Annotated in this window: 27 protein-coding genes; 16 read left to right on the forward strand and 11 right to left on the reverse strand. The window is 52.8% G+C overall.

What is annotated here, in order from left to right; translation table 11 throughout:
• Positions 1-28: 28 nt before the first annotated feature.
• Positions 29-169 (reverse strand): hypothetical protein, encoded by a 141-nt coding sequence (locus OGV38_RS00250; protein WP_161801229.1) that lies wholly within the window; start codon positions 167-169, stop codon positions 29-31.
• Positions 170-310: 141 nt separating this feature from the next.
• On the opposite strand from OGV38_RS00250, the gene OGV38_RS00255 reads away from it, so the two are divergent.
• Positions 311-1,609, forward strand: coding sequence for an MFS transporter (locus OGV38_RS00255; RefSeq protein WP_016154060.1), 1,299 nt, complete (start codon positions 311-313; stop codon positions 1,607-1,609).
• Here OGV38_RS00255 and OGV38_RS00260 read toward each other — a convergent pair.
• The 5 genes from OGV38_RS00260 to trxC all read right to left on the reverse strand — a co-directional run bounded on the left by OGV38_RS00260 (position 1,606) and on the right by trxC (position 7,328).
• On the reverse strand, positions 1,606-1,941 hold the full coding sequence (locus tag OGV38_RS00260) for a YfiM family lipoprotein (protein WP_019077413.1): 336 nt from the start codon (positions 1,939-1,941) through the stop codon (positions 1,606-1,608). The genes OGV38_RS00255 and OGV38_RS00260 overlap by 4 nt on opposite strands.
• A 32-nt stretch (positions 1,942-1,973) precedes the next feature.
• Positions 1,974-3,329, reverse strand: coding sequence for a CDP-diacylglycerol--serine O-phosphatidyltransferase (gene pssA / locus OGV38_RS00265; RefSeq protein WP_003835350.1), 1,356 nt, complete (start codon positions 3,327-3,329; stop codon positions 1,974-1,976).
• A gap of 114 nt (positions 3,330-3,443) precedes the next feature.
• Positions 3,444-6,104 (reverse strand): bifunctional acetate--CoA ligase family protein/GNAT family N-acetyltransferase, encoded by a 2,661-nt coding sequence (locus OGV38_RS00275; RefSeq protein WP_101700140.1) that lies wholly within the window; start codon positions 6,102-6,104, stop codon positions 3,444-3,446.
• Between the two features lie 36 nt (positions 6,105-6,140).
• Positions 6,141-6,839 carry a tRNA-uridine aminocarboxypropyltransferase gene (gene tapT / locus OGV38_RS00280; protein ID WP_019077411.1) on the reverse strand — a complete coding sequence of 233 codons (699 nt, stop codon included), beginning with the start codon at positions 6,837-6,839 and terminating at the stop codon, positions 6,141-6,143.
• Positions 6,840-6,908: 69 nt separating this feature from the next.
• Positions 6,909-7,328: a thioredoxin TrxC gene (gene trxC / locus OGV38_RS00285; RefSeq protein ID WP_137380500.1), complete on the reverse strand. Its 420-nt coding sequence runs from the start codon at positions 7,326-7,328 to the stop codon at positions 6,909-6,911.
• 207 nt (positions 7,329-7,535) lie between these two features.
• Between trxC and OGV38_RS00290 the strand changes: the two genes are divergently transcribed.
• Positions 7,536-8,615: a tRNA/rRNA methyltransferase gene (locus tag OGV38_RS00290; RefSeq protein ID WP_286472823.1), complete on the forward strand. Its 1,080-nt coding sequence runs from the start codon at positions 7,536-7,538 to the stop codon at positions 8,613-8,615.
• A gap of 33 nt (positions 8,616-8,648) precedes the next feature.
• Here OGV38_RS00290 and ung read toward each other — a convergent pair whose 3' ends face one another.
• Positions 8,649-9,338: a uracil-DNA glycosylase gene (ung, locus tag OGV38_RS00295; RefSeq protein ID WP_286472824.1), complete on the reverse strand. Its 690-nt coding sequence runs from the start codon at positions 9,336-9,338 to the stop codon at positions 8,649-8,651.
• 317 nt (positions 9,339-9,655) lie between these two features.
• On the opposite strand from ung, the gene grcA reads away from it, so the two are divergent.
• Entirely contained in the window at positions 9,656-10,039 is a 384-nt protein-coding gene (gene grcA / locus OGV38_RS00300) for an autonomous glycyl radical cofactor GrcA (protein ID WP_003037563.1), read from the forward strand.
• A gap of 112 nt (positions 10,040-10,151) precedes the next feature.
• On the opposite strand, the gene srmB is transcribed toward grcA, so the two are convergent.
• On the reverse strand, positions 10,152-11,480 hold the full coding sequence (gene srmB, locus OGV38_RS00305; RefSeq protein WP_016157176.1) for an ATP-dependent RNA helicase SrmB: 1,329 nt from the start codon (positions 11,478-11,480) through the stop codon (positions 10,152-10,154).
• Between the two features lie 130 nt (positions 11,481-11,610).
• On the opposite strand from srmB, the gene trmN reads away from it, so the two are divergent.
• Positions 11,611-12,348, forward strand: coding sequence for a tRNA(1)(Val) (adenine(37)-N(6))-methyltransferase TrmN (gene trmN / locus OGV38_RS00310; RefSeq protein WP_016154053.1), 738 nt, complete (start codon positions 11,611-11,613; stop codon positions 12,346-12,348).
• Here the strand turns inward: trmN and nadB are convergent.
• Entirely contained in the window at positions 12,333-13,955 is a 1,623-nt protein-coding gene (gene nadB, locus OGV38_RS00315; protein ID WP_047358259.1) for an L-aspartate oxidase, read from the reverse strand. The two genes, trmN and nadB, sit on opposite strands and share 16 nt — an antisense overlap.
• Positions 13,956-14,260: 305 nt before the next feature.
• Here nadB and rseD point away from each other — a divergent pair, with 305 nt between their 5' ends.
• From rseD to acpS, 12 genes are all read left to right on the forward strand, one after another.
• Entirely contained in the window at positions 14,261-14,383 is a 123-nt protein-coding gene (gene rseD / locus OGV38_RS00320; protein WP_223306697.1) for a rpoE leader peptide RseD, read from the forward strand.
• A complete protein-coding gene (gene rpoE / locus OGV38_RS00325) occupies positions 14,380-14,955 on the forward strand; it encodes an RNA polymerase sigma factor RpoE (protein WP_003037573.1) in 576 nt (191 codons plus the stop codon). Before rseD ends, rpoE begins: the two co-directional genes overlap by 4 nt.
• Before the next feature lie 31 nt (positions 14,956-14,986).
• A complete protein-coding gene (gene rseA, locus OGV38_RS00330; RefSeq protein WP_019077408.1) occupies positions 14,987-15,637 on the forward strand; it encodes an anti-sigma-E factor RseA in 651 nt (216 codons plus the stop codon).
• Positions 15,637-16,593, forward strand: coding sequence for a sigma-E factor regulatory protein RseB (rseB, locus tag OGV38_RS00335; RefSeq protein WP_003847063.1), 957 nt, complete (start codon positions 15,637-15,639; stop codon positions 16,591-16,593). Before rseA ends, rseB begins: the two co-directional genes overlap by 1 nt.
• A complete protein-coding gene (gene rseC / locus OGV38_RS00340) occupies positions 16,590-17,054 on the forward strand; it encodes a SoxR-reducing system protein RseC (protein ID WP_080860016.1) in 465 nt (154 codons plus the stop codon). Before rseB ends, rseC begins: the two co-directional genes overlap by 4 nt.
• 215 nt (positions 17,055-17,269) lie before the next feature.
• Complete coding sequence (lepA, locus tag OGV38_RS00345) at positions 17,270-19,069, forward strand: translation elongation factor 4 (protein WP_003037577.1); 1,800 nt, start codon at positions 17,270-17,272, stop codon at positions 19,067-19,069.
• A gap of 15 nt (positions 19,070-19,084) precedes the next feature.
• Complete coding sequence (gene lepB / locus OGV38_RS00350; protein WP_016154048.1) at positions 19,085-20,059, forward strand: signal peptidase I; 975 nt, start codon at positions 19,085-19,087, stop codon at positions 20,057-20,059.
• A 269-nt stretch (positions 20,060-20,328) separates the two neighbouring features.
• Positions 20,329-21,009: a ribonuclease III gene (gene rnc / locus OGV38_RS00355; protein WP_003037579.1), complete on the forward strand. Its 681-nt coding sequence runs from the start codon at positions 20,329-20,331 to the stop codon at positions 21,007-21,009.
• Entirely contained in the window at positions 21,006-21,911 is a 906-nt protein-coding gene (gene era, locus OGV38_RS00360) for a GTPase Era (protein WP_003037581.1), read from the forward strand. Before rnc ends, era begins: the two co-directional genes overlap by 4 nt.
• Before the next feature lie 132 nt (positions 21,912-22,043).
• A complete protein-coding gene (gene recO, locus OGV38_RS00365; RefSeq protein ID WP_016154047.1) occupies positions 22,044-22,772 on the forward strand; it encodes a DNA repair protein RecO in 729 nt (242 codons plus the stop codon).
• Between the two features lie 15 nt (positions 22,773-22,787).
• Positions 22,788-23,519 carry a pyridoxine 5'-phosphate synthase gene (pdxJ, locus tag OGV38_RS00370; protein WP_016157172.1) on the forward strand — a complete coding sequence of 244 codons (732 nt, stop codon included), beginning with the start codon at positions 22,788-22,790 and terminating at the stop codon, positions 23,517-23,519.
• Complete coding sequence (gene acpS / locus OGV38_RS00375; protein WP_003037588.1) at positions 23,519-23,899, forward strand: holo-ACP synthase; 381 nt, start codon at positions 23,519-23,521, stop codon at positions 23,897-23,899. Before pdxJ ends, acpS begins: the two co-directional genes overlap by 1 nt.
• A gap of 40 nt (positions 23,900-23,939) precedes the next feature.
• Here acpS and OGV38_RS00380 read toward each other — a convergent pair whose 3' ends face one another.
• Together OGV38_RS00380 and OGV38_RS00385 are read right to left on the reverse strand one after the other, a co-directional pair.
• The gene (locus tag OGV38_RS00380; protein ID WP_003037590.1) at positions 23,940-24,200 is read right to left on the reverse strand and encodes a YfhL family 4Fe-4S dicluster ferredoxin; all 261 of its coding nucleotides are present in this window, start codon (positions 24,198-24,200) and stop codon (positions 23,940-23,942) included.
• Between the two features lie 55 nt (positions 24,201-24,255).
• Positions 24,256-25,104: a MurR/RpiR family transcriptional regulator gene (locus tag OGV38_RS00385; RefSeq protein ID WP_016154045.1), complete on the reverse strand. Its 849-nt coding sequence runs from the start codon at positions 25,102-25,104 to the stop codon at positions 24,256-24,258.
• Between the last annotated feature and the right edge of the window lie 117 nt (positions 25,105-25,221).

Raw genomic sequence — 25,221 nt, forward strand, 5'->3', positions numbered from 1 at the left:
CCATGCGAGAGTAGGGAACTGCCAGGCATCAAATAAGTGAAGAAGCCCATCCTGCCGGATGGGCTTTTTTGCGTCTGCAGAGAATGAAACTGCCGGATGCAGCGTACCATTTTATCCAGCCCATAAAAGCCCACTCTATTTCAAACCGATTTTTCTCTTTCTCGAACATATCTGAATCCTTTCTCTGCTAATGAAAACCGTGATCTTTCTCTCATAATAAATTATAACAATTATATAACATTTATTTCACCAAAAAAGACACAACCACCATTGATAAATTAATGCAATCGTTGGCAGGGGTACAATTCTAATGGCTGATAGCAGTGTAACTGAGAACGGGGCGCTGGCAGACGGCGATACTCGGCGTCGTATATGGGCGATTGTCGGAGCATCATCAGGGAATCTGGTCGAATGGTTTGATTTCTATATCTATTCTTTCTGCTCTCTCTATTTTGCTCATATCTTTTTTCCATCAGGAAACACCACCACGCAACTCTTACAAACAGCCGGAGTTTTTGCTGCAGGCTTTCTGATGCGACCGATTGGCGGCTGGCTGTTTGGTCGCATCGCGGATAAGCACGGGCGTAAAAAGTCGATGCTGCTGTCAGTTTGTATGATGTGTATGGGATCGCTGGTGATCGCTTGTCTTCCGGGATATGAAACCATCGGTACCTGGGCTCCTGCTCTATTGCTGCTGGCTAGGTTATTTCAGGGGCTGTCTGTCGGTGGTGAATACGGGACCAGCGCTACCTATATGAGTGAAGTAGCCGTTGAAGGGAAGAAAGGTTTTTATGCTTCCTTCCAGTACGTGACGTTAATCGGCGGGCAGTTACTGGCACTGCTGGTTGTGGTCATATTACAGCAAACGTTAGAAGACTCAGCGCTAAGATCGTGGGGTTGGCGTATTCCATTTGCGTTGGGCGCCGTACTGGCTATTGTTGCGTTATGGCTGCGTCGACAGTTGGATGAAACCTCGAAACAGGACGTTCGCGCGCTGAAAGAAGCTGGCTCTCTGAAAGGTCTGTGGCGTAATCGCAAAGCCTTCATCATGGTGCTTGGCTTTACCGCTGCTGGCTCGCTGTGTTTTTACACGTTCACAACTTACATGCAGAAGTACCTGGTTAACACTGCCGGTATGCATGCCAACGTAGCCAGTGGGATTATGACGGCGGCACTGTGTGTGTTTATGCTGGTGCAACCGTTGTTCGGTGCCTTGTCAGATAAAATTGGCCGACGTACTTCAATGCTGTGTTTTGGCGCGTTGGCCGCGATTTTCACCGTCCCCATTCTGACAGCGTTGCAAAGCGTGACGTCTCCGTATATGGCGTTTGCTCTGGTGATGTGTGCCTTGCTAATTGTGAGTTTCTATACGTCAATCAGCGGTATTCTGAAGGCCGAGATGTTCCCGGCACAGGTGCGCGCTCTGGGGGTTGGATTATCTTATGCGGTGGCCAATGCTCTGTTTGGTGGCTCAGCCGAATATGTTGCGTTATCCCTGAAGTCTGTCGGTATGGAAACAACATTCTTCTGGTACGTTACAGCACTGGCAATAGTCGCATTTTTGGTATCGCTGATGCTGCATGGGAAGGGGAAAGGTCTGCGCCTCTAGTGATGTGCCAGTTGCCAGACCGCATAGCCGGTAGACGCACCTGCAACATCCCAGGCGAAGTCTTTCCAGCTCCAGCCGCTCCCAGCGGGACGGCTGTCCCATAACTCTTTTGATGCGCCCAGGCTGACAGAGAACATCAGGCCGATAGCCGCGCTGCGATCGCGGCTGTTGCCCTGATGTTGAGCATATTCGTTTCCAGCTGCGGAGAGCATAGCGGAGGCGATAAAGTGTTGAGCCTTGTCTTGTCCGCTCCAGCGGTCGTTTGCCATGTGGCTGCAGCCAGAAATGGCCAGGATACTGAAAAGAATAAACAAGCGCACCGTTGCCTCCATAGGAAAAACCCCGTCACTTGACGGGGTCTTGGTTACAGAATACGGCTAATTAATCTGTCGATACGGATACGGCGTAGTCGACGGATGAGCTTACGCACTTTGACTGGATAGTCGGCAATGCTTTGCAGGTCGCGATAGTGCTTAACGACGGTGGTATGCGTGCGAATAAGCTCCAGCTCTTTATCGCGCTGGGGAGTCAGCTCTTGCTTCGGATCGTGGATAAGGATGGCGTTTTCCAGATCCAGACGCCAGGCGCGAGGGTTAAGGTTGTTGCCGGTGAGCAGCATCCATTTATCATCAACCCACATGCCTTTCAGATGATAGGTGTTGTCATCATCTTTCCATAAGCGCACGACCAGTTGGTCGGTATTCACGTAATATTGCAGTCTGCTCAGGAAACGGCGCAGGTTAATTTCATACAGGTAGGGCAGCGCGCCGATGATTTTAAATGGCTCATCTTCTGGAATGAAAAAGTCGTTGGCGGTTTTATCACCGACAATGATCTCGACCTTTTTGCCTTCACGCAGCAGCTGAATGATATTGCGCACCAGTATAGCGGGCAGGTTGAAATAAGGGGTACAGATTGTGAGCTTGTGCTCCGCGCAGGGCATAAGGTGGAAAATGGTCTTATTTAACAGACTGGATTTTCCAAGGCCTACCAGAGGCGTTACCGAGAGCTGTTCATTATCCGCATCACCCTGAAAATGGAATGACGCATCGCGCAGTTCCTGACGGTAAAGGCGGATGTCGTTTTTAATTTCCGGGCTTTTAGGGCGATTAATATCATCAAGACGATTAACGCCGCGACCGTTCATCAGGTTCTGCGTGACCCAATCGAACATGATATCGGCCATTTGCGCGTTGCGAATCAACTGATAACGGTCATAGCGATATTTATCATGCTGATGCAGATAAACATCATTCAGGCTGGCCCCGCTGTACAGGACGCTGTCATCGATGATAAAGCCTTTAAAATGCAGGACGCCAAGCGCTTCTCGGGTGTTAATCGGAACACCGTAGACAGGAATATCAATACCTGGGTTTTCTTGTGCCATTCGGCAATACCAGTCAGCGTTGGTATTCGATGCCGCAGCACCAATACGTCCGCGCTGGGCTCGGTGCCAGTCGACAAGCACCCGGACATCCAGTTCAGGACGCTGCCGTTTTGCCGCATAGAGCGCGTCGAGTATGCCTTTGCCACCGTCATCCTGTTCCAGGTACAGCGCAATAATGCAGATCCGTCGCGTCGCGCTGGCTATTTTTTCCAGCAGAGTCTCCCTGAAATTAGCGGGAGCATAAAAGAAATCTACATCATCAACTGACTGAGAAATCTTGGGTAGTTGGGCAAGGTGTTGTTGATGTTTATTACGCTTAAATTTTGACAACATCACAGTGCATTTCTTCTCTGTTCATTGAAGGGTCCTCTGTGCTATGCAGACGACATAAGCGGGTAATGATACCACCAGTACCTATTAATGTGGTCAACATTTCCAGTACCTTACTCACGATTCCTCAAATTGGGCCAGATTAAGCGTTAGCCCAACAATTCCCTCTTCGAGTTGGACGTCAACAGCGAACCCGAGTTTCCGGGCCAGGGCGACCATCCCACGATTGTTTGGCATCGTAATACCATTCAAACGTCTAAGTCCGTGATCTCGGGTATATGCAATTAATTTTTCCATCAACCGGCGACCCAGTCCAAGCCCTTTGAGATCTGAACGAACCAGCACGGCGAACTCGGCGTCAATGTTATCAGGATCCGAGATTGCTCGCGTTACGCCGAGGATCTCTTGCTGATTGTTTTTACAGCGTACCGCAACAAAGGCCATTTCCCGATCGTAGTCGATCTGCGTCATATTGGCTAAATCTTCGTGGGTAAATTCGTTGATCTCACTGAAATAGCGATAATAAAGATCTTCTTTTGTTACCTGAGAAATGAACTGCTGCAGATGAGGTTCATCCTCGGGCAAAATAGGGCGGAACAAGCAACGCTCGCCGTTCTTCAACTCCACCCATTCTTCAAGCTGATGGGGGTAGGGACGTATAGCCAGTCTGCTTTCGTTATCGCCCGTGAAAAGGGCAATGTCCAGCGTGACATCCAGCGCGGTAAATTCACCGGCGGAGGCCAACAGCGGATGAATATCCAGACGCTGAATTTCCGGGCAATCGACGATCAGATTGGAGACCTGCACCAGAAGCTGACTTAACCCGTCGATATCCAATGGGCGTAATGCGCTGCGAGCGCGGATCTTTTTATTTTTGATCCCCTGGATCACCAGATAACGCGCCAGATTCATGTTCAATGGCGGCAACGCCACCACGGCCTGCTCTTCTGGTCGCCACTCAACTCCGCCTTCACCAAGCATAATCAACGGGCCAAATACCGGGTCATGTTCAACGACGACGCGCAGCTCCTGAGCGCCAGCGCGATTCGCCATACTTTGTACTAATAAACCGTGAATGCGCGCCTGCGGCCAGGCCATTTTTACCCGATCAAAAATCGCATTGGCTGCCTGCTGCACCTCTGTTGCTGTCCGCAGGTAGAGCATTACCCCCTGAACTTCTGATTTATGCGGGATATCAGGAGAACGCAGCTTTAGCGCCACCGGGTAACCGATTTGCTCCGCGATGTGTACGGCTTCAGCGCTGTCGCTGGCGATCCACGTCGGCAGCGTGTGTAAGCCATAGGCTTGTAAAATCGGCTGCACTTCATGGGTATCCAGCGACGTTGCTCCTTCAGCAATCGCCTGCTGTAACAGATTATGCGCCTCGGCGGTGTTGGTGGTCAGGTAGTCGGGCAGCGCAGGGGTTTCCCGCAGTTGCTTCTGGTTACGCCGGTACTCCACCATATGCATAAACGCGGTGATGGTGCCTTCTGGCGTGCGGTAGGTAGGTAATCCGGCTTCGCTAAACAGTCTACGGGCTTCCTGAGAGGAAAACTCTCCGCACCAGTTGGTCAGCAACGAGACAAACTTACCGCGGGGATGACGTTTTACCGCTTCGATTAACGCTTGTGCGCTTTCTGTTCCCGGGGCGGCTGCGCTGGGTGAGTGAATCACCATCAGTGCGTCGAAATCCTGGCTGGCGAGCAGGATATCCAGCGTCTTAACGTAGTGTTCGCTGCTGGCGTCGTCACGCAGATCCAGCGGGTTGGCGATATCAATATGTTCAGGTAACGCATCGCGTAATTTCTGGCAGGTATCTTCACTCAATGTCGCCAACTTACCATTTTTTGACCACAGCTCATCTAATGCCAGTGCGGCAGGCGCGGCCCCATTGCTGATGATCATCAGCCTGTCGCCGCGCAGTGGACGCATGTGGCTCAGGGTTTCTACCGCAGAGAACAGCTCGTGAGTGTCTTGTACGCGTAATAAACCGGCGCGCTGGATAGCCGCGTCCCACGCAGGGTCCATCCCTGCACTGGTATGCAGTAAACGCTGCGCCGCCGGACTACGACCACTCTTAATCACCAGAATGGGTTTATTGCGCGAGGCGCTACGGGCGGCGGAGACAAAGCGCCGGGCATCACTTAAATGTTCGAGATAAAGTAATATCGCGCTGGTTTTACTGTCGCGCGCCAGGTAATCCAGCAGTTCATCAACGTCGATATCAAGGCTGTCGCCCAGCGCGATAAACCAGGAAAAACCCATGTCGCGCTGCTGCGCCCAGTCCAGAATGGTGTTGGAAATCGCCGCTGACTGGGAAATAAATGCCAACTTACCGCGCTTGATGGGGACGGGGGAAAAGCTGGCGTTAAGCCCCTGCCAGGGCGCGAGAAGTCCCAGGCTATTGGGGCCTAGCAGACGTATGTTGTAGCGTGCGGCGCAGGCCAACAATTCCAGGTGCTGCGATGCGGGAGCTGAAAGAATAATGCAGGTTTTACAGCCTTTCTCGCCAAGCGCTTCGAGTAATGCCAGGTTGCGGCTGGCATTGGTGCACAACACGGCAAGGTCTGGGCTAAAAGGCAGGCTGTTGATATTGGGCCAGGCCAGGACGCCCAACACTGCTTTCCATGCTGGCGTCACTGGTAAAACAGGTCCATTGAAACCGCCGGCAAGCAGGTTACGCATCATCAGGTAACCTGCGCGATTAGGCTTCATTGACGCCCCAATCACCGCAATGGATTTCGGTCGCAGTAGTGCTTCCAGACCACGCTGACTCATATCGGCTTCCTTAATGACACCAGTGACCGAATGATTTTAAACGCTTTCTGGCGAGTCTGCTGTGACGCTTCCCTGATGTTGAGTTTTTCCTGCCAGGTAGCGGGTTTTAAAGCGAGTAAAATGATCGCTCAACCCCTCCGCAGCTTGCGTATCGCCCGCCAGATCCAACAACGCGATGGCCACTTCGGCAGTACAGTATTGCCCTTCGGCGTGAATGCCACGCAGGTGGTAAGCGGAAAGTCGCGATAAATCAACAGAGATCACCGGCAGGTTATCAAGGTACGGGCTTTTACGGAACATTTTACGTGCTTCAGGCCAGGTACCATCAAGCATGATAAACAACGGCGGTTTACCGGCTGGTGGAGCGAAAATCACTTCACGCTCTTCGCCCGCATAGGATGCCGGGAATACAACCATCGGCTGGTAATCCGGATTTTTCACCAGTTCGAGCAGCGCCTGCGGCGGTTCGGTGCGTGACCACTGAAACGCCGTGGTATCGGGCAAAATATCGGCAATCAAACGTCCCGTGTTGCTGGGCTTCATCGGCTCGGTATCAAACATCACCAGACAAAAGCGGCTTTTGGCCTCAGACGGCACCAGCGTTGCGCACAAGCAGAGCTTCAGTGGCAACAGGCAGCGCTGACAGCGGCGAATGCGATTACCTCGGGCAAGGAAAGGGCGCGTGGCGCGCGCGAGGCGCTCAGCGCGTAACTGAAGAACAGCGTTATCGGTCATGGGAGAACACGTTGAAAAACGCTATTGTCGCAGAGGTGAAAACGGGGCACAAGATGCGCCCCGTAGAGATTATAATGATTCGTTAAGCCAGCTATCAAACGGGGCTTTAGGTACGGCGCCATTAAGCATGTCGACGATTTCACCTTTTCTGAAGATCATAATGGTCGGGATGCTGCGGATACCGAAACGGGCGCTGAGTTCTCGCTCGGCTTCTGTATTCACTTTAACAAAACGCACTTTACCGCTACGCTCTTCCGCGACATCTTCAAAAATCGGGGCGAAGTTACGGCATGGACCACACCAGGGGGCCCAAAAATCAACCACCACCGGGAGATCGTCTTTTAACAGTTTATCCAGTGTATCACCGGTCGCATTGATCACCTCCCCATCAAACAGGTCGTGACCACAGCGTCCGCATTTAGCCGCTTCCTGGACACGATCGTCGGGGATGCGGTTGATAGCCTGGCAGCTGGTACAAACGGTATTCATAACTAACCTCTGGATGAGTGGAGTGGACTTCACGGCAGTAACGCCAGTATGTTTCTATTATGTTACATATTATCGGGGAGTCTGTTCTAAACAACAATGCGTTTTATTCAATGAGTACAATAGTCCTTAGCTTTTAAATGAAATAATGGCTAACGACGTGCACATCGGGTAATCTTCGCGCTTCGCGCAGAGCAGGTGGAGAAAAACATGAGCGACGAACTGAAGAATAAAAACGGCAAGGTCAAAGTGATGTACGTCCGCAGTGACGATGACTCGGACAAACGCACCCAAAATCCACGTACTGGTAAAGGCGGCGGTCGCCCCGGTACTTCCCGAGCCGAAGGCGGTCGTCGCCCTGCCCGTGATGACAGAAAGGGTCCGAACAGCGAACGTGGTCGTGAACGTGGTCGTGGCCGCGATGTAGAACGCGACCGTGGACGTGAAGATTCACCATGGCGTACCGTGTCCCGCGCACCGAATGATGATGCAGCAGACAAAGCCGATCACGGTGGTATCAGCGGCAAAAGCTTTATCGATCCTGAAGTATTACGTCGTCAGCGCGCGGAAGAAACCCGCGTTTACGGTGAGAATGCCTGTCAGGCTCTGTTCCAGAGTCGTCCGGACGCTATTGTTCGCGCCTGGTTTGTTCAGAGCGTAACCCCGCGCTTTAAAGAAGCATTACGCTGGATGGCGGCGAACCGCAAAGCCTACCACGTGGTTGACGAAGCCGAGCTGGCGAAAGCCTCCGGCACTGAACACCATGGCGGCGTCTGTTTCCTGATCAAGAAACGTAACGGTACCACTGTTAAGCAGTGGGTTGGTCAGGCCGGGGCGCAGGATTGCGTGCTGGCCCTGGAAGACATTGCTAACCCGCACAACCTGGGCGGCATGATGCGTAGCTGCGCGCACTTCGGTGTGAAAGGCGTAGTGGTACAGGATGCGGTGCTGTTGGAATCAGGTGCGGCTATCCGCACTGCTGAAGGCGGAGCTGAGCACGTTCAGCCGATCACCGGTGACAGTATTGTCGATGTGCTGGACGACTTCCGTAAAGCGGGTTACACGGTAGTGATGACCTCAAGCGTGAAAGGCAAGCCGCTGTTTACTACCACGTTGCCGGAAAAAATGGTGCTGGTATTAGGGCGTGAGCGCGAGGCTCTGCCAGAAGCAGCATGCTCAGCCGACGACCTGTGCGTGGCGATAGACGGTACGGGCAACGTAGAAACGCTCAACGTTTCTGTTGCGACCGGCGTGCTGCTCGCGGAGTGGTGGCGTCAGAACAAAGCCTGATAATAAAAATGCCAGCGATTCGCTGGCATTTTTTTACTCGCTTTCTGCGGGTAATACCGGCGTCCAGTCAATCGGCTTTTCACCTCGTTGTTCCAGCCACTCATTAGCCAGTACAAAGTGATTGCAGCCAAAGAAACCGCGATGCGCAGAGAGCGGTGATGGGTGCGGCGCTTTCAATACATGGTGACGCTGCGCATCAATAATCGCACCTTTCTTTTGTGCGTGTGAACCCCAGAGCAGGAATACCACGCCTTCCCGATGTTGGTTAATCAGGCTGATGACTTTATCGGTAAATGTTTCCCATCCCAGACTGGCGTGCGAATGTGCCTGCCCGGCACGGACGGTAAGCACGGTGTTGAGTAACAGCACACCCTGGCGTGCCCAGCTTTCCAGATATCCGTGCGTTGGGCGTGTGAAGCCAGGAATCGTTGCTTCCAGCTCTTTGTACATGTTCAGCAACGAGGGCGGGGTGGCAATACCGGGGCGGACAGAAAACGCGAGACCGTGTGCCTGGCCCGGACCGTGGTATGGATCCTGCCCCAGGATGACGACTTTCACGTCGCCAAGTTCGGTAAAGCGAAAAGCGTTGAATACATCTTTTTGTGGCGGATAAATTGTCATACCTGACTGACGCTCGCCCGCCAAAGTATGCAGCGTGTTAACAAAATAAGGCTGCTGTTTCTCTTCTGCCAGCACATCGTGCCAGGTTAATTCGGTGGCCATCTCGCTCTCCTGCGAATTTTCAATCCCCCTAGCTTAACTGCTTCTTTCGACGTCGCAAAATTCTGTACGTTTCTCAAGGGTCTACCCCTTAAAGATAGTTGAAAATTTATGTAAAAAGTTTAGCTGCGCATGTGGCGTAAGTTGATGTAAAACAATAAAATCCACCTATCACCACTTTTCATGTGTGGTTTTTATTGATTTAAATCAAAGATTCAAGGGTGTGTGAGGGGTATATATACACTCAAGCAACAATGGTTTTACCAATTGGCCGGAAGACGGCCAACCGAGATCAAATAATTTTGCCGGGGAGGTATCAAATGATTACAGGTATCCAGATTACTAAAGCTGCAAACGACGACCTGCTGAACTCTTTCTGGCTGCTGGACAGCGAAAAAGGCGAAGCACGCTGCATCGTTGCGAAAGCAGGTTTCAATGCTGATGAAGTCGTTGCTGTCAGCAAACTGGGTGAGATCGAATACCGTGAAGTACCGGTAGACGTACAGCCGGAAGTCCGTGTGGAAGGTGGTCAGCACCTGAACGTGAACGTTCTGCGCCGCGAAACTCTGGAAGATGCGGTTAAGCATCCGGAAAAATATCCGCAGTTGACCATCCGTGTTTCTGGTTATGCCGTGCGTTTCAACTCTCTGACGCCAGAACAGCAGCGCGACGTTATTGCTCGTACCTTTACTGAGAGCCTGTAAGGCTCACGGGGAATAACCCCGTCTGGCAGAGAATCTGAAAGCGGAAGATGCCAACGTATCTTCCGCTTTTTTGTGCACAAAAAATGCCGGGCTAAACGGCCCGGCATTCGGTTTACTCTTTGTCGGACTGCTGGGTAGCAGCTCCGCTCGGCTTACGGCGTTTGCCGACATTTTTGGCGTCGCGGTGACGTTTTTTCACCCGCGGTTTCTCTTTCTCTTTCGCTTTTTGCTCGGCGCGCTTCGCCAGCACTTTCTTGGATGGCTTACCGTTAGATTTCTCACTTGGCGCGCGCGTGGTTGGACGCAGTTCGTCGATGACGCGTGCTTTCAGTGGCTCGTCAATGTAGCGGCTCGCTTTGCCGAGCAGCAGATGGTCGTGGGCTTCAACCAAAGAGATCGCAGTACCTTTACGGCCTGCACGACCGGTACGGCCAATGCGGTGCAGATAGGCATCGCCACTGCGCGGCATGTCGAAGTTAAACACGTGGCTGACGTCAGGAATATCGATCCCACGAGCGGCAACGTCGGTTGCTACCAGCACGTTCACACGACCATCGGTCAGGCGTTTGATCGCTTCATTACGTTTGTTCTGCACCATCTCGCCTTCGAGATAGCAGTTATTAATGCCCGCCTGGCGCAACCAGCCTGCCAGCTCGTGCACACGCTCGCGTTTACGTACAAAAACAATCGAGCGGGTCGCTTCCGGCTGTTTTAACAAATGGATCAGCAGGGCCGTTTTGTGCTCGATATCATCGGCACGGTAGTAAAACTGATGAATCTTCTTGCGTTCGCGGGTAGACGGATCCGCCGAAACTTCAACCGGATCCTCCAGCAGACGCTCAGCAAAATCTTTAATCGCATCGCCTTCCAGCGTGGCGGAGAACAGCATAGTTTGCTTACGCCAGCGGGTTTCTCCAGCGATATGCTCGATGTCCTGGGCAAAGCCCATGTCCAACATGCGGTCTGCTTCATCGAGGATTAGTGTCTCAACCGCATGGCAGTCAAAGTTTTCTTCTTTAATGTACTGCAGCAGACGACCGGTAGTGGCGACCACGATGTCCTGGTTTTCGCTAAAGACTTCCATGTGGTTCATGTAAGCCACGCCGCCGGTAATCGTGGCGATATCCAGATGCGTATTCTTCGCCAGTTCACGGGCGTGTTCGGCAACCTGCATCGCCAGTTCGCGCGTCGGTGTCAAAATCAAAATGCGCGGCGGGCCAGATTTCTTGCGCGGGAAGTCGAGCAGGTGCTGCAACGCTGGCAGCAAATATGCCGCCGTTTTACCGGTGCCTGTCGGCGCAGAACCGAGTACATCACGGCCATCGAGCGCAGGCGGAATGGCGGCAGCCTGAATGGCGGTCGGGCGAGTGAAACCTTTTTCCTGGAGGGCATCCAGAAGGCTTTCATCGAGTTCAAGTTCGGAAAAAGTCGTTACAGTCATGTTCTACCTCTGAGTGGGGCGCTGATTATAGACGTTACGGCTGCAATCTTCATCTGTTTGTATGGATATACCTTCTCAGGTATTGTTTTTATCCTATGTTATCGTTTTTTTTCCAGGAAGGTTGTTCTTCATGCCCCAGTCTACATCCGTACTTAGACGTAATGGATTTACTTTTAAGCAGTTTTTTGTGGCACACGATCGTTGTGCAATGAAAGTCGGAACGGACGGCATTTTATTGGGGGCCTGGGCCCCTGTTGCTGGCGTAAAGCGGATCCTGGATATTGGTACCGGGAGCGGCCTGTTGGCGCTGATGCTGGCCCAGCGCACAGATGAAAACGTCATCATTGACGCTGTGGAGCTTGATGTTGATGCCGCGCAGCAGGCGCAGGAGAACATCGCGCAATCCCCGTGGATGCATCGCGTGAACGTTCATACGGAAGATGTGCAGCAGTGGGTACCGCGCCAGACCGTGCGCTTTGATTTGATCATCAGCAACCCTCCCTATTATGAACAGGGAGTGGAATGTGCCACGCCGCAGCGCGAGCAGGCTCGCTACACCACCACGCTCGATCATCAAGTATTGCTGACGCTGGCGGCAGACAGCATTACGGAAGAAGGTTTTTTCTGTGTGGTGCTGCCCGAACAGATTGGTAACGCCTTTTCCCAGCAGGCACTGGGCATGGGCTGGCATCTGCGATTGCGCACGGATGTAGCAGAAACTGAGGCCCGACTACCGAATCGGGTACTGCTGGCATTCTCCCCGCAGGCCGGGGAGTGCTTTAGTGACAGGCTGGTGATCCGTGGGCCAGACCAACGTTACTCTGAAGGTTACACGGCGCTGACCCAGGCGTTTTATCTGTTCATGTGATGACTTAGCGGTGAGAGAATGGACGGGCCCGCCTCTGGAAGCTGTTCTGGATAATCCAGCGTATAGTGCAGGCCCCGACTCTCTTTACGCATCATCGCGCAGCGGACAATCAGCTCAGCAACCTGCACCAGATTGCGCAGTTCCAGCAAGTTGTTCGACACGCGGAAATGAGCGTAATACTCGTCGATTTCCTGTTGCAACATGGTGATACGGCGTAGGGCGCGCTCCAGACGTTTAGTTGTGCGCACGATACCGACGTAATCCCACATAAATAGCCGCAGCTCATGCCAGTTATGCTGAATCACAACCAGTTCATCCGGGTTTTCTACCCGGCTTTCATCCCAATCCGGGAGGGTGCTGACGCTGCGAGCATAAGGCATTCGCCTGTCGATATCTTCAGCCGCGGACCAGCCGTAAACCAGGCACTCCAGTAATGAGTTTGACGCCATCCGGTTGGCTCCATGCAGGCCGGTGTAACTCACTTCGCCGATCGCATACAGCCCGTCGACATCCGTACGGCCAAAGTCATCCACCATCACGCCGCCGCAGGTATAGTGCGCGGCAGGAACGATGGGAACCGGCTCTTTGGTCAAATCGATGCCCAGTCCCAGCAATTTTTCATAAATCATCGGGAAATGCTGACGAACAAATTCTTCCGGTTTATGGCTGATGTCGAGAAACATGCAGTCAGCGCCCAGGCGCTTCATTTCGTGGTCAATGGCGCGGGCAACAATATCGCGGGGAGCCAGTTCGCCACGCTCGTCAAAATCGGGCATAAAGCGCGAACCGTCCGGGCGCTTCAGATGTGCGCCTTCGCCACGCAGCGCCTCGGTTAGCAGAAAGTTGCGCGCCTGCGGATGATACAGCGCCGTCGGGTGAAACTGGTTAAATTCCAGGTTGGCGACACGGCATCCCGCGCGCCAGGCCATCGCAATCCCATCACCCGAGGAAATATCTGGATTGGTGGTGTATTGGTACACCTTTGACGCGCCGCCGGTGGCCAACACTACTGACTTGGCATGGCAGGTTTCTACGGCTTCTTTATTACGGTTCCAGATCCAGGCTCCGACAACCCGACGCGTTCCCGGCAGACCGATTTTATCGGAGACAATCAGATCGACGGCATTACTGCGCTCAAGAACCCGTATGTTTGGGTGATTTTGTGCCTGGCTGACGAGGGTGGTTTCGACTTCTTTACCGGTGGCATCCGCAGAGTGCAGAATGCGTCGATGGCTATGACCGCCTTCACGGGTCAGGTGATAGCTCTCTTCACCGTTGGGCTGAACCTGCGTATCAAATAAAACGCCCTGATCGATAAGCCACTGAACGCAGGTGCGGGCATTGCTGGCGACAAATTCAACCGCATGGCGATCGCACAGGCCGGCCCCGGCAATCAGAGTATCTTCAACGTGGGAATCGATGCTGTCGGTTTCATCAAACACCGCGGCAATACCGCCCTGGGCATAAAATGTCGAGCCTTCGCTGACCGGACCTTTGCTCAGGACAATAACCTGATGTTTTTCGGCCAGGCGCAGCGCCAGTGAGAGTCCGGCAGCCCCGCTGCCAATGATCAGCACGTCACAGGATAATTCAGGAGTCGTATTCATGATTTTTGTTTAATTTACTAAACAGTGTTTGGTCACCATAGCACCACATTGCGCGATACTGCACGTTTTATTTTTAAATGTGTTGCAGTGACTAAACATGAAAAAAAAGCATGACGAGGACGAAATGAGCAAAAATATTTTGTGAAGCAGGCCGTTAGCACCAGATTATGTGATGAAATAAAGTGGCCGTTGGGTTACTCTGCAAGCGGTGAAATGGGCATTTCTAAACAGATAGTGCGTCGATCGGATTATGTAGACTTATAATGAGAGATAAGACCTGTCTACAACATGACAAACAAAAAACAATGCGTAACGGAACTTTACGAAACTTGAGCACTCTAAGCATTTGCTTGCTCATAGTGAAGCTGATGGAGTGGCGTTTCGAAGGCGCGTGGAAATTTGGTTTGGGGAGACTTTACCTCGGATGAGCGAGCAGTTAACGGACCAGGTCCTGGTAGAACGGGTCCAGAAGGGAGATCAGAAAGCCTTTAACCTACTGGTAGTGCGCTATCAGCATAAGGTGGCGAGTCTGGTTTCTCGCTATGTACCATCGGGCGATGTACCCGATGTAGTACAAGAAGCATTTATCAAGGCCTATCGTGCGCTGGACTCGTTCCGGGGAGATAGTGCTTTTTATACCTGGCTGTATCGTATTGCAGTCAATACAGCGAAGAATTACCTGGTCGCTCAGGGGCGTCGTCCACCTTCCAGTGATATTGATGCGATTGAAGCAGAAAATTACGAAAGTGGCGGTGCGCTGAAAGAAATTTCGAACCCTGAGAACTTAATGTTGTCAGAAGAACTGAGACAGATAGTTTTCCGGACTATTGAGTCCCTCCCGGAAGATTTACGCATGGCAATAACCTTGCGGGAGCTGGATGGCCTGAGCTATGAAGAGATAGCCGCTATCATGGATTGTCCGGTAGGTACGGTGCGTTCACGTATCTTCCGAGCGAGGGAAGCTATTGATAATAAAGTTCAACCGCTTATCAGGCGTTGACGATAGCGGGATACTGGAAAAGGTATTAGGCATGCAGAAAGAAAAACTTTCCGCTTTAATGGATGGCGAAACGCTGGATACTGAGTTACTCAAAGAGCTGACTCAGGACCCGGAAATGCAAAAAACCTGGGAGAGTTATCACCTGATTCGCGATTCTATGCGAGGTGATACCGCCGACGTTCTCCATTTCGATATTTCCGCCCGCGTAATGGCTGCCATCCAGGATGAGCCAGTACGTCAGACGGTGCCATTGATTCCTGAGGCCCAGCCAGCACCGCACCAGTGGCAGAAAATGCCATTCTGGAAGAAAATGCGTCCATGGGCCGCGCAGCTTACCCAAATGGGTGTGGCCGCGTGTGTATCACTTGCAGTTATTGTTGGCGTCCAGCACTATAATGGGCAATCTGAAACGTCCCAGCAGCCCGAAACGCCGGTATTTAATACATTACCGATGATGGGTAAAGCCAGTCCGGTAAGCTTGGGTGTACCCTCTGACGCGACGGCCAGCGGTGGTCAGCAACAGCAGGTACAGGAGCAGCGTCGTCGTATTAATGCCATGTTGCAGGACTACGAACTGCAACGTCGACTGCACTCTGAACAGCTTCAGTTTGAGCAGGCCCAAACACAGCAAGCCGCTGTGCAGGTGCCAGGAATTCAAACTTTAGGAACGCAATCGCAGTAATGAAGCAACTTTGGTTTGCCATGTCACTTGTGGCTGGTAGCCTGTTTTTCTCTGTAAACGCCTCGGCCAATCCTGCGTCCGGGGCGTTGTTGCAGCAGATGAATCTGGCCAGCCAGTCGCTAACTTATGAGCTGTCATTTGTCAGCATCAATAAGCAGGGTGTTGAATCCCTACGTTATCGCCATGCTCGCCTGGATAACCGTCCGCTAGCGCAACTGTTGCAAATGGATGGACCGCGCCGGGAAGTGGTGCAGCGTGGCAATGAAATCAGCTATTTTGAGCCTGGTCTCGAACCGTTCACGCTGAACGGCGACTATATCGTTGACTCTCTGCCCTCTCTGATTTACACCGACTTCAAACGTCTTGCTCCCTACTATGACTTTATCTCAGTAGGTCGCACCCGCATTGCCGATCGGCTCTGTGAAGTGATCCGCGTAGTCGCCCGTGACGGTACGCGTTACAGCTATATCGTCTGGATGGACACGGAGACTAAGCTGCCGATGCGCGTCGATCTTCTCGACCGTGATGGTGAGACGCTGGAACAGTTCCGTGTTATCGCGTTTACCGTAAACAACGGCGTTAGCGATAGCATGCAGACGCTGGCGAAAGCCAATCTACCGCCGTTGCTGTCAGTTCCTGCGGGCGAAAAAACCAACTTCAACTGGAGTCCGTCGTGGTTGCCGCAAGGCTTCAGCGAAGTTTCCAGCAGTCGACGTCCGCTGCCGACGATGGATAACATGCCGATCGAATCGCGCCTATATTCTGATGGCCTGTTCAGTTTCTCCGTAAACGTAAACCGTGCGATGCAAAACAGCGCCGATCAGCTGTTGCGAACCGGGCGTAGAACGGTTAGTACCAGCGTGCGTGATAACGCGGAAATTACGATTGTGGGCGAGCTTCCACCGCAAACGGCGAAGCGTATCGCGGACAATATTAAGTTCAGGGCTGCACAATGATTAAAGAGTGGGCGACAGTCGTCTCCTGGCAAAATGGTCTGGCGACGGTCAGCTGTGATGTTAAAGCATCATGTAGCAGCTGTGCTTCGCGGGCCGGATGCGGGAGCCGCGTGCTGAACAAACTTGGGCCGCAGACCACGCATACCATTGTGGTGCCCAGCGACGAACCCTTAGCGCCCGGTCAAAAAGTTGAACTGGGTATTGCCGAGGGTAGCCTGCTGGGTTCAGCGATGTTGGTCTACATGTCTCCGTTGGCGGGGCTCTTTCTCTTCGCGGCGTTATTCCAGGTGCTGTTTGGTTCCGACCTTGCGGCATTAAGCGGTGCCGTGCTGGGGGGCGTGGGCGGATTCCTGATTGCCCGTGGATACTCTCGTAAGCTTGCTGAGCGCGAAGCCTGGCAGCCGGTCATTCTGAACGTTGCTCTCCCACCCGATCTCATTCGCGTCGAAACCCCACAGTGATAGCTTTGCCTGATGGCGCTTGTGTCGCCATCCGGCAAAAGTTTCACCGACTTTGCAAAGTTGTTTCCAGTTCCCGCTATCCTTGCTCTATGAACATTTCCTCGCCTCAGCGTTGTAGTGTAGAATGCGGCGTTTCACTTAAACAGACGTTAAGCTCAGATCAGCGACTTCTCAGAGCCTGCTCAGGCGGGCGTAAGGCACAATAATTACACTATATGAAGAACATACGTAACTTTTCAATCATAGCTCACATCGACCACGGTAAATCGACGCTGTCTGACCGTATTATCCAGATCTGCGGTGGCCTGTCTGACCGTGAAATGGAAGCGCAGGTTCTCGACTCGATGGATCTTGAGCGTGAGCGCGGTATTACTATCAAAGCGCAGAGCGTGACGCTCGATTTCAAAGCATCTGATGGTGAAACCTATCAGCTTAACTTTATCGACACCCCGGGCCACGTTGACTTCTCGTATGAAGTTTCCCGCTCGCTTGCCGCCTGTGAAGGCGCACTGCTGGTGGTTGATGCCGGACAGGGCGTCGAAGCACAGACCCTGGCTAACTGCTATACCGCCATGGAAATGGATCTGGAAGTGGTGCCGGTACTGAATAAAATTGACCTGCCAGCCGCCGATCCTGAGCGTGTGGCGGAAGAGATCGAAGATATCGTCGGTATCGATGCGACGGATGCCGTTCGCTGTTCGGCGAAAACCGGCGTTGGCGTCACTGACGTTCTTGAACGTCTGGTGCGCGACATCCCGCCGCCGGAAGGCGACCCGGAAGGTCCGTTACAGGCGCTGATCATCGACTCCTGGTTCGATAACTACCTGGGCGTCGTATCACTGGTGCGTATTAAAAACGGCACCATGCGTAAAGGCGACAAAATTAAAGTGATGAGCACCGGTCAGGTCTATAACGCTGACCGTCTGGGCATCTTCACGCCAAAACAGGTTGACCGTACCGAGCTGAAATGCGGCGAGGTGGGTTGGTTGGTTTGTGCGATTAAAGACATCCTGGGCGCACCGGTTGGCGATACCCTGACGCAGGCGCGTAACCCGGCGGACAAGCCGCTGCCAGGCTTTAAAAAAGTGAAGCCACAGGTTTACGCCGGTCTGTTCCCGGTGAGCTCTGACGACTACGAAAACTTCCGTGACGCGCTCGGCAAGCTGAGCCTCAACGACGCCTCCCTGTTCTATGAACCGGAAAGCTCAACCGCGCTGGGCTTCGGCTTCCGCTGTGGCTTCCTCGGTCTGCTGCACATGGAGATCATTCAGGAACGTCTGGAACGTGAATACGATCTGGATCTGATCACTACCGCGCCGACCGTAGTCTACGAAGTCGAAACCACGGCGAAAGAGACGATCTACGTCGATAGCCCGTCCAAGCTGCCGCCGTTGAACAACATTTACGAACTGCGTGAGCCGATTGCTGAGTGTCACATGCTGCTGCCGCAGGCTTACCTCGGTAACGTCATCACGCTGTGTATCGAGAAGCGCGGCGTACAGACCAACATGGTTTACCACGGTAACCAGGTGGCGCTGACCTATGAAATTCCGATGGCGGAAGTGGTACTCGACTTCTTCGACCGTCTGAAGTCAACTTCTCGCGGCTATGCGTCGCTGGACTATAACTTCAAACGTTTCCAGGCGTCTGACATGGTGCGCGTTGATGTTCTCATCAACAACGAACGTGTCGATGCGCTGGCGCTGATTACCCACCGCGACAACTCCCAGAGCCGTGGTCGTGAACTGGTCGAGAAGATGAAAGATCTGATCCCTCGCCAGCAGTTTGATATCGCGATCCAGGCGGCCATTGGTACGCACATCATCGCGCGTTCAACGGTTAAGCAGCTGCGTAAAAACGTTCTGGCGAAATGCTACGGTGGCGATATCAGCCGTAAGAAAAAGCTGCTGCAAAAACAGAAAGAGGGTAAAAAGCGCATGAAGCAGATCGGTAACGTCGAACTGCCACAGGAAGCCTTCCTCGCCATTCTGCATGTCGGTAAAGACAGCAAATAATCTTAAGGAGTTGGCATGGCGAACATGTTTGCCCTGATTCTGGTGATTGCCACACTGGTGACGGGCATTTTATGGTGCGTAGATAAATTCATCTTCGCGCCTAAACGCCGGGAGCGTCAGGCAGCAGCGCAAGCTGCTGCAGGTGATTCACTGGATAAAGCAACGCTGAAAAAAGTGGCCCCTAAGCCAGGCTGGCTGGAAACCGGGGCATCCGTTTTCCCGGTTTTAGCTATTGTGCTGGTGGTGCGTTCATTTATTTATGAGCCGTTCCAGATCCCGTCTGGTTCGATGATGCCGACACTGCTTATCGGTGACTTTATCCTGGTGGAGAAATTCGCCTACGGGATTAAAGATCCGATTTACCAGAAAACGCTGATCGAAACCGGCCATCCGAAACGCGGTGATATCGTGGTGTTTAAATACCCGGAAGATCCGCGTCTGGACTACATCAAACGTGCTGTCGGTTTACCGGGAGACAAAGTGACGTACGATCCGGTGGCGAAAGAGGTAACTATTCAGCCAGGATGCAGTTCCGGTCAGGCGTGTGAAAACGCGCTGCCGGTAACGTACTCTGATGTTCAGCCAAGTGATTTTGTGCAGACATTTGCGCGTCGTAACGGCGGTGAAGCGACCAGCGGCTTCTTTGAGGTTCCGCTGAATGAAACGAAAGATAACGGTATTCGCCTCTCCGAGCGTAAAGAAACGCTGGGTGAGGTAACGCACCGCATTCTGACCGTGCCAATCGCGCAGGATCAGGTGGGGATGTATTACCGCCAGCCAGGCCAGCAGTTGGCAACCTGGATCGTCCCGCCGGGACACTACTTCATGATGGGTGATAACCGTGACAACAGCGCGGACAGCCGTTACTGGGGATTTGTGCCGGAAGCGAATCTGGTTGGTAAAGCAACCGCTATCTGGATGAGTTTCGATAAGCAAGAAGGCGAATGGCCGACCGGTGTGCGCTTAAGCCGTATTGGTGGCATTCACTAATCGCTGATAATCGTTCACGTTGTCGTCATTATGGCGACAGCGTGAATTATTTCTCGGATAAATTCCCGCAGACTAACGACATCCCTTGTCGTCGTGTATAGAATATTCCCCCGAAGTTTGAGGTTGGCACCGACAGGTTGCCACGGCACACGAAACAGCGTTGGTTTGTGTATAAATGCATTCAGCCGAAGCGGGATGGCTAAGCGAAATGCGTATATCAGGTCTGTTTCGTGTGCTGAATTGTTGACGCATTCATTTATTGGTATCGCATGAACCCCATCGTAATTAATCGGCTTCAACGGAAGCTGGGCTACACTTTTAATCATCAGGAGCTGTTGCAGCAGGCATTAACTCACCGTAGCGCCAGCAGCAAACATAACGAGCGTTTAGAATTTTTAGGCGACTCTATTCTGAGCTTTGTTATCGCTAATGCGCTGTATCACCGTTTTCCGCGTGTGGATGAAGGTGATATGAGTCGCATGCGCGCGACGCTGGTTCGCGGCAATACGCTGGCTGAATTAGCCCGTGAGTTTGACCTCGGTGAATGTTTACGTTTGGGGCCAGGCGAGCTGAAAAGCGGCGGTTTCCGTCGTGAATCGATCCTGGCTGATACCGTTGAAGCTTTGATCGGCGGCGTCTTCCTCGACAGCGATATTCAAACCGTTGAACAACTGATCCTGAACTGGTATCAGACTCGTCTGGATGAAATTAGCCCAGGCGATAAACAAAAAGATCCGAAAACGCGCCTGCAGGAATATTTGCAGGGTCGCCACCTGCCGCTACCGTCCTATCTGGTGGTGCAGGTTCGTGGTGAAGCACACGATCAAGAATTTACTATCCACTGCCAGGTCAGCGGCCTGAGTGAACCGGTGGTTGGCACAGGTTCGAGCCGTCGTAAGGCTGAGCAGGCTGCCGCCGAACAGGCGTTGAAAAAACTGGAGCTGGAATGAGCGAAGAGAAAACTTACTGCGGATTTATTGCCATCGTCGGTCGCCCGAACGTCGGCAAATCCACCCTGTTGAATAATCTGCTTGGGCAGAAGATTTCCATTACCTCACGTAAGGCTCAGACAACACGTCACCGTATTGTTGGCATCCATACCGAAGGTGCGTATCAGGCAATTTATGTTGATACCCCGGGCCTGCATATGGAAGAAAAACGGGCGATCAACCGCCTGATGAACAAAGCGGCAAGCAGCTCGATTGGTGATGTTGAACTGGTTATTTTCGTTGTGGAAGGCACCCGCTGGACGCCGGACGACGAAATGGTGCTCAACAAGCTGCGCGACGGTAAAGCCCCGGTTATTCTGGCTGTGAACAAAGTGGACAACGTTCAGGAAAAAGCCGATTTACTGCCGCACCTGCAGTTCCTGGCAAGCCAGATGAACTTCCTTGATATTGTCCCGATTTCTGCCGAAACCGGCCTGAATGTTGATACCGTTGCGGGCATCGTGCGTAAGCACCTGCCGGAAGCCATTCATCACTTCCCGGAAGATTACATCACCGACCGTTCTCAGCGCTTTATGGCGTCTGAAATCATCCGTGAAAAGCTGATGCGTTTTCTGGGGGCTGAACTGCCGTACTCCGTTACCGTGGAGATTGAGCGCTTTATATCTAACGAGCGCGGTGGTTACGATATTAACGGTCTGATCCTCGTTGAACGTGAAGGGCAGAAGAAAATGGTTATTGGCAACAAAGGGGCCAAAATTAAAACCATCGGCATCGAAGCGCGTAAAGACATGCAGGAGATGTTCGAAGCGCCCGTTCACCTCGAGCTGTGGGTGAAAGTGAAATCCGGCTGGGCCGATGACGAGCGCGCGCTGCGTAGCCTCGGTTACGGCGACGACGTCTAATTTTTCATAGGTTATGGCTTTCGAGGTGCAGGAAGGCGGCAAGACCGCAGATCCTCGGGAGCTTACTCAAGTGAGTGACTGGGGTGAGTGGGCGCAGCCAACACACCTGCAGCTTGAAAGACGGCGGGTATGATGGAAGGATGGCAACGCGCTTTTGTCCTGCATAGCCGCCCGTGGAGCGAAACCAGTCTCGTGCTGGACGTCTTCACGGAAGAATCGGGTCGTGTGCGCCTGGTGGCTAAAGGCGCGCGCTCCAAACGTTCTAATCTCAAAGGCGCGCTCCAGCCTTTTACTCCGTTGTTGCTTCGCTTTGGTGGACGTGGTGAGGTCAAAACCTTACGCAGTGCCGAAGCCGTTTCTCTGGCTCTCCCCCTTAGCGGTATCACACTGTACAGCGGCTTGTATATCAACGAGCTTATCTCTCGTGTACTTGAGTATGAGACCCGCTTTTCTGAACTCTTTTTCGACTACCTCAACTGTATTCAGGCGCTGGCTGGCGCGACGGGTTCGCCAGAGCCTGCGCTGCGTCGCTTTGAGCTGGCCTTACTTGGACATCTGGGGTACGGCGTCGATTTTACCCACTGTGCGGGTAGTGGCGAGCCGGTGGACGACACCATGACCTATCGTTATCGGGAAGAAAAAGGGTTTATCGCAAGCGTAGTGATTGATAACGCCACCTTTACCGGACGCCATCTGAAAGCACTCGAATCGCGGGAATTTCCGGATGCTGATACGCTTCGCGCCGCGAAACGCTTTACCCGCATGGCGTTAAAGCCGTATCTTGGTGGTAAGCCGTTAAAAAGCCGGGAACTGTTCCGGCAATTTATGCCAAAACGCGCAGTAAAAACAAAAAATGATTAACGAGGATGGATTGCCATGGCCGAATTACTGTTAGGCGTCAACATTGACCACATTGCCACTTTACGTAATGCACGCGGCACCGCATACCCTGACCCGGTTCAGGCGGCGTTTATCGTTGAGCAGGCGGGCGCAGACGGCATTACCGTGCACCTGCGTGAAGACCGTCGCCATATTACCGATCGCGACGTGCGCATTTTGCGCCAGACGCTGGATACGCGTATGAATCTGGAAATGGCGGTAACCGAAGAGATGCTGGCGATTGCCGTTGAGACTAAGCCGCATTTTTGCTGCCTGGTGCCGGAAAAACGTCAGGAAGTGACGACTGAAGGTGGCCTGGACGTCGCCGGTCAGCGTGACAAGATGCGTGATGCCTGCAAACGCCTGGCGGACGCAGGCATTCTGGTTTCGCTGTTTATCGATGCTGATGACGAACAGATTAAGGCCGCTGCTGAAGTCGGCGCGCCGTACATCGAAATTCACACCGGCTGTTACGCCGATGCGAAAACCGACGCTGAACAGGCCAGCGAACTGGCGCGTATCGCCAAAGCGGCGACCTTTGCCGCCAGCCTTGGCCTGAAGGTGAATGCGGGGCACGGCCTGACGTACCACAACGTTAAAGCCATCGCCCGGATCCCGGAAATGCACGAGTTGAACATTGGCCATGCCATTATCGGCCGCGCGGTGATGAGCGGTCTGAAAGATGCAGTAGTCGAAATGAAGCGCCTGATGCTGGAAGCGCGTGGCTAATGGCGATTCTGGGATTAGGTACGGATATCGTGGAGATTGCCCGCATCGAAGCGGTGATCTCCCGTTCCGGCGACCGTCTGGCAAGACGCGTGCTCAGCGACAACGAATGGGCAATCTGGGAGACGCATCAGCAACCGGTGCGCTTTCTGGCGAAACGTTTTGCGGTCAAAGAGGCGGCAGCAAAAGCCTTTGGTACCGGTATTCGCAACGGTCTGGCGTTTAATCAGTTTGAAGTCTTTAACGACGAACTCGGTAAGCCGCGTCTGCGGTTATGGGGGGAGGCGTTAAAACTGGCGGAAAAACTCGGCGTCGCACATATGCATGTGACGCTGGCCGATGAGCGTCACTACGCCTGCGCCACGGTGATTATCGAGAGCTAACGTTTCATCGGCCTGATAAGCATAGCGTCATCAGGCAACGTTACAGCTTATCGGCGTGGTGCATCAGTACAAACTTATCCCACAGCTGCTCTTCCGTTTCGACATGTGCCGGATCTTTCAAAATAGTATTGGGGATCGGGCACACCTTCTGGCAGGTTGGCGTGTCGTAATGGCCTACGCATTCCGTACACTTGTCGCTGTTAATCTCGTAAATGCTGTCACCCATCGAAATCGCCTCATTCGGGCATTCGGGCTCGCACATATCGCAATTGATACACTTTTTAGTGATTAACAGGGCCATCAGGAAACTCTCAAAACATCACAAATCGGGCGGGCATTATACGCGCATTCTTTGCTCAGACCAGTTTTTTTACCAGTGCTTCGCTGTGGCGAATGCGTTCCGGAGCATGCTCCAGATCTTGCTGCACCAGCGCCATAAACAGTAAATCAGTGAGCATCATTTGCGCATGGGTAGAGGAAATCGCTGCGCTGCGCGTGGCCTGTTCTTCAGCAATCGTGTACAGACAATGAGTTGCGCGCTGTTGCAGGGCGTTAGGTGTAAATCCGGTGATGGCGAGAATTTTGGCTCCGGCGCGCAACGTTTCATCCGCAGCCAGGTTGAGTTCGCGCCGTTCTCCGGTATACGAAATGGCCAGCAGCAGATCGTTGGGTGAAAGCGCCTGCACCGCCGCCAGCAGGGCGTGCATATCGCGTTCAACCACCGCGTTAAACCCAATCTTTAGCAGTTTCCAGGCAAAATTCTGCGCTACCAGACCCGATGCGCCAATCCCGGTCAGGATAATGCGCCGGGCTGAGCGCAGCATCGTGACGCTCTCTATCAGTTTCTCTTCGCTGTTGACGTCCAGCGTCGCATGCATCGCCGCCACGTTCTCTTTAATCAGCTTTTCGCCCACCATACGCATGGGGTCGTCACCGCGAATCTGATTATGCACCGGAATGGAATGAGGGTTGGGATTGCTTGCCAACGCTTCGCTAATCGCCAGTTTCAGCGCCGGAAACCCTTTAAAGCCCATCTTTTGCGCGAACTTCACCACGCTGGACTGGCTGACGCCTGCTTCAAAGGCCAGCTGCTGTGAGCTGAGATGACGCGCGGTATCCGGCTGAGCAAGAAGATAATCCGCAAGTTTTTTATCGCTTTGCGCGAGGTCCGGGTAACGCTGACGAATGCGAATTAAACAGTTCATGCTGTCTCCTGGCGAAAACGTGATGGCGATTGCAAAACAAAATTTCACTCGCCTGGATGAATATAATATTCCATTATGACAGATTATTATGAATTAAAAATTCCTAAGGAACAAAAA

The organism is Citrobacter sp. Cb080, from assembly GCF_030334745.1.
Lineage (GTDB): Bacteria > Pseudomonadota > Gammaproteobacteria > Enterobacterales > Enterobacteriaceae > Citrobacter > Citrobacter braakii.